This window comes from Rubrimonas sp. (assembly GCF_036788415.1).
In the GTDB taxonomy this organism is placed as follows: Bacteria; Pseudomonadota; Alphaproteobacteria; order Rhodobacterales; family Rhodobacteraceae; genus Rubrimonas.
In genome coordinates, this window is record NZ_DAIQNN010000165.1 from 1 (window position 1) to 4163 (window position 4163).

The following is a 4163-nucleotide window of genomic DNA, read 5'->3' on the forward strand; positions in this document are numbered from 1 at the left end:
CAGAAAGCCGCGCCGCCTGATCGCGCCCCGTCACCCAAAATCAGGCATAGCTCCAAGACCCTGCTCGAGGAGTTCTACCGCGTCGCGTTCCGCAAGCGCGTCTACGACAGCATCGAGGCGCTGCAGGCCGACCTCGACGCGTGGATGGCCGAATACAACGAGGTGCGGACGCACCAGGGGCGGTGGTGCTACGGTAAGACGCCGATGCAGACTTTCCTCGACAGCAAGGCCATCGCGCGCGAGAAACAGCAACCCGGCCTCGCCGCCTGACGGAGGAGGACCGACAGCTTCGACCCGGCGGACACCCCGCACGCCGGAGCGACAGCGTCAGACCAAGTACGTACTTCTACAATTGAACGGTCCCGTCCCGCCAGAGAAACCGCTCGATCGCGTGGACCATCCGGCTCGCAACGGAGCTCCACATGAATCGCGCTTCTCCCGCCCGGGCGCGCGCTAGCGCGCCAGCCGCGCGACGTGCGTCGGGATCGGCCAGCGCGGCGAGGCGCGCCGCGACGCTCTCCGGCGCGATCTAGAAGCCCGCCATCTGACCGTGAAGCAGGCGAAACGGCCGCCCCGGCGGCAGCAGGGTGCCCGCATCGCGCCACAGCTCCGCTGCGACCCCGTGTCCGGGGACGATCTGCGGGGCGGACGAGATGGCATGTTCGAACGCGATCAGGCCCCAAGCCCAGCATCGCGAGCTCCGTCGGGGCCGCGATCTCGCCGATATCGACGACATCGACAGATCGCCGGTCACAGCCGTCGACCCGCTCAGGCATGCCGAGCTGCGCATCGAGACAGGGCTCAGCATCTTCTTCTGCGATCCTCACAGCCCTTGGCAGCGCGGGTCCAACGAGAACACGAACGGGCTTCTGCGCCAGTACTTCCCCAAGGGCACGGACCTCGCCGCGCATGACGCCGCCCACCTCGACGCCGTCGCTCACGCCCTCAACACCAGGCCGCGAAAAACTCTCGGGTGGAGAACTCCGGCCGAAGCGCTGGAAGCCGTTCTCCGCGAAGCGCAGAAAATCGATGTTGCGACGACCGGTTGAGTCCGCCTTGGGACCCACGGTCGCTGTGATGGATCAGCCCGCCGCCTTTCGCAGGTCTCCGCGATCGACCGCATCGCCGCCCACTCCGAGGCGTGGTGGGCCTCCGCGCGATGGCGCGCCGCGCGGACGCGGTCGGCGCGTGCATCACGGTCGGGAGCGCTGGTCCGGGCGTGCGGGTCCGCCTCGACTGGAGTGCGCCGGGCGAGGCCGTCGCACGGCCGGCCGAGGCGCAGAGCGCCTAGATGGTTCCATGCATGGACCCCTGCGCGCGCCCATCCGATGCTGTCGACAGGCTGGCCGCAGGAGAAGCCGGAGACCTGAGGGCTTGCGACGTCAGCACAGCCTTCTCCTCGCTCTGACGGCTCAGACATCTGTCACAGAAGGGAATGGTCAATGCTCGGAATAGACACGGTTCGCGCATTCGCACCGCTGGTCGTGCTGCATCCGGAGGATCAGTGGCGTCCCACCAGCGTCGAGACGTACCTGAAGGGCTGTGTCATCAAGGACTCGAACGACCCGGGGTTCGAGACCGCGGCCACGGAAACAGCCATCACCGCGCACACGGCGGCGAGCTACTACCTCCAGCAGTCCGACACCAGCGTCGCGGCGGGAATGCCGCTGGAGGGCGAGACCTGCGCCGCGCCGATGTACGTCCACTGGCGCGAGTCGGGCGATGTGATCGACGTCGTCTATATCTTCTTCTACGGGTTCAACGGCAGCCAGGCCGGTTACTGTCATATCAAGGAAGACGAGGTCTTCAAGCACCACTACAAGGACCGCTGGTTCACCTGGGCGGACTTCGCCCAGCACGAGTCGGACTGGGAGCACGTGATCGTGCGCCTCGACAAGGCCACCCTCAAGCCGACGTGGTTGCGGTTCGCCCGGCACGGCGAGGCCGACGGCGAATGGGCGGCATGGTCGGACGTGGAGAAGCGCGAGGGAGAGCATCCCGTCGTCTACTCCGCTCTCCACTCCCACGGCAGCTACCGCGACCAGCGCGGACCCGGCCAGAAGGAGAAGTACCAACCAGCAGCGGCCTACAAGTTCGACAGCGCCTTGCTGGCGGTGGTCAACAGCATGCCCAGCGGGTCAGTCGGTTGGAGCTTCAAGGAGATCGTGCTCGCCGACAACACGGTGGAGCATGTCGACCACCACAGTTCCGCCTATTGGCGTCCGTGGACCGGCCCCGCCAGCCTCGAGCCGCTGCAGGACCAGTTCTGGCTGGCCTTCCAGGGCCCATGGGCGCCCGAACGCGACAACGGCGCCCACATCCATCAGCCGAAACCGCATCTGCCCGGGCATCTTCACGAAAAGCTGGGGGAAGCGGCCCATGTCGCGGACTTCTTCGGCGCGCTGCCGAGCAAGTACAAGCATGGCGGCCGACCCAAGGGACCCTCGCACCAGAGTTGGTGGAGCACGTCGCCGCAACTGCCCTGACATCGAGCCCCCCAGGAGCGAGAGGCGTCGCTCACCGCCCTGCTCCCCCCGCCAGCCACTGCAGCAGGGCGCCGAATGCATCGCGTCCATGGGGTTGGCGTAACCAAGATGCAGAAACTTACGGGACCTTTCCGAAGTTGGGGGCTTCAGGCTGCGATCGGCAGCTGGGCGAGCCGCTGATTGAAGTGTGCTGCTCGCACCTGGAGGACGTTGAATGCGCCGCGCTCTGACCAGCGCATGTGTTGAGTGCGGGCCATCCGGGCGTTGACGAGGTGGTCGGCGCCGCCCTCGACGAGGGATGTCGCGACGCGCTCGCCGGCGCGATGACGTTCGGCGTAGTTCACCAGCCGCGCCTGGGGATTGCCGACGTAGTCGACCATTTTCTTCATGGCGCGGCGGATGGTGCGGTTGCGCCGGGCGCGGCCCTTCCGCTTCGGCTCGTCGGGATGCTCTTTCAGTCCGGCGCGCACCGCGCGGTCGGCATCCTTCGCCGCTGTCTTGTGGCCGTTCCAGAGGCGGTGGCGCATGCGCTCGAGCGCCTCCATCACCTCCTGTCTGCCCTTCGCGACGGCGGCGCAGCTGTCGTCGATCGCCGCGGCCGAGGCCTCGACATGGCGGATGCGCATCGAGATGTGGAACCAGTCCGAGATCGGCGGATCTACGACGAGACCCGCGGCGACGTGCTGCTCAACCCGCTCGACGCCCGCTCGCCCGACTGGAGCCCCTGGGCGGAGATGCGCGAGATCGCCGACGCCTACCGCATCGCCAAGTCGATGATCCCCAGCGTCCAGGGCGAGAACAACTTCTTCCACGTCGGCGCGCAGGACCTCTTCGCCACCTTCCTCGTGCGCCTGCTGCGCCTGAAGGAACGCTCGCTGCTGGGCCTGCTCGAGGCGACGCTGGTCATGCCCAGGGCCGCCAAGGCGCATCTGCTGCGCCGCTCGGCCGCCGCCAAGCACTACGAGGGCGAGCACCGCTCCGGCCACGACGTCGACGCCACCATGGCCGTCTACACCCAGTCCCTGCGCTTCCTGCGCAGGACCGCCGGCGGGCGCGGCGACTTCTCCATCCGCGACTTCATCACCGACACGGTCACGCGGCTGGAGAAGCCCGACGCGGACGCGATCGCGGCGATCCGCGCGCGCTTCGAGGGCGAGCTCGCGCAGCTGCGCGAAGCCCGCAACCACCTCGCCGCGGGCGAGCTGCGCCGCGCCTTCCGCCTCGTCGCCCGCGTCGCGATCTCCTATCCGCTGCTGCCCGACGGCATGGAGCCGCCCGAGCCCGACGACGATTTCGCCGCCTGGTGGGACGCGCACAGGACGCAGATCGAGGCGCACTGGCGCGCGCAGGACGCCACCATGCCCGAGGCGCTCGCCGCGCTCGAGCAGGCGCACAAAGAAGCGGCGGCGCGGCTCAGGAAGCGCGGCGCGCCCTGGCTCTTCATCGGCTCGACGCAGCGCCAGATGCACGCCGTCCGGCCGCTCCTGTCGCTCTGGCTCGACGCTGTGGCGGACACGATCCTGAGCCTGCCCGACAACCGCGGCCGCCGCATCTGGCTCATGCTCGACGAGCTGCAGGCGCTGCAGATGCTGCCCTCGCTGCAGCCGCTGCTGACCGAGGGGGCCAAGTACGGCGTCTGCGTCTGCGCCGGCGTCCAGAACATGGGCCAGATCCGCC

Annotated in this window: 3 protein-coding genes and 2 pseudogenes; 4 read left to right on the plus strand and 1 reads right to left on the minus strand. The window is 68.4% G+C overall.

The genetic code is table 11. The annotated features are described in order from the left end of the window. The 3 genes and pseudogenes from V7Q31_RS17695 to V7Q31_RS17705 form a co-directional block, all read left to right on the plus strand. Window positions 1-270 (plus strand): annotated as a pseudogene (locus V7Q31_RS17695) (hypothetical protein); the annotation flags it as partial. A gap of 503 nt (window positions 271-773) precedes the next feature. Further along, a pseudogene (locus tag V7Q31_RS17700) lies at window positions 774-1049 on the plus strand (IS30 family transposase); the annotation flags it as partial. 393 nt (window positions 1050-1442) lie between these two features. Beyond that, window positions 1443-2486 carry a Vps62-related protein gene (locus V7Q31_RS17705; protein WP_333835173.1) on the plus strand — a complete coding sequence of 348 codons (1044 nt, stop codon included), beginning with the start codon at window positions 1443-1445 and terminating at the stop codon, window positions 2484-2486. A gap of 146 nt (window positions 2487-2632) precedes the next feature. Here V7Q31_RS17705 and V7Q31_RS17710 read toward each other — a convergent pair whose 3' ends face one another. Next, window positions 2633-3112, minus strand: coding sequence for a hypothetical protein (locus V7Q31_RS17710; RefSeq protein ID WP_333835174.1), 480 nt, complete (start codon window positions 3110-3112; stop codon window positions 2633-2635). 6 nt (window positions 3113-3118) lie between these two features. On the opposite strand from V7Q31_RS17710, the gene V7Q31_RS17715 reads away from it, so the two are divergent. Next, a partial coding sequence (locus V7Q31_RS17715; protein ID WP_333835175.1) for a type IV secretion system DNA-binding domain-containing protein occupies window positions 3119-4163 on the plus strand: 1045 nt, incomplete at its 3' end.

Bases quoted from the DNA above. Each gene is read 5' to 3' on its own strand.
- V7Q31_RS17705 (WP_333835173.1), top strand. From the start codon at position 1,443: ATGCTCGGAATAGACACGGTTCGCGCATTCGCACCGCTGGTCGTGCTG.
- V7Q31_RS17710 (WP_333835174.1), bottom strand. From the start codon at position 3,112: ATGCGCATCCGCCATGTCGAGGCCTCGGCCGCGGCGATCGACGACAGC.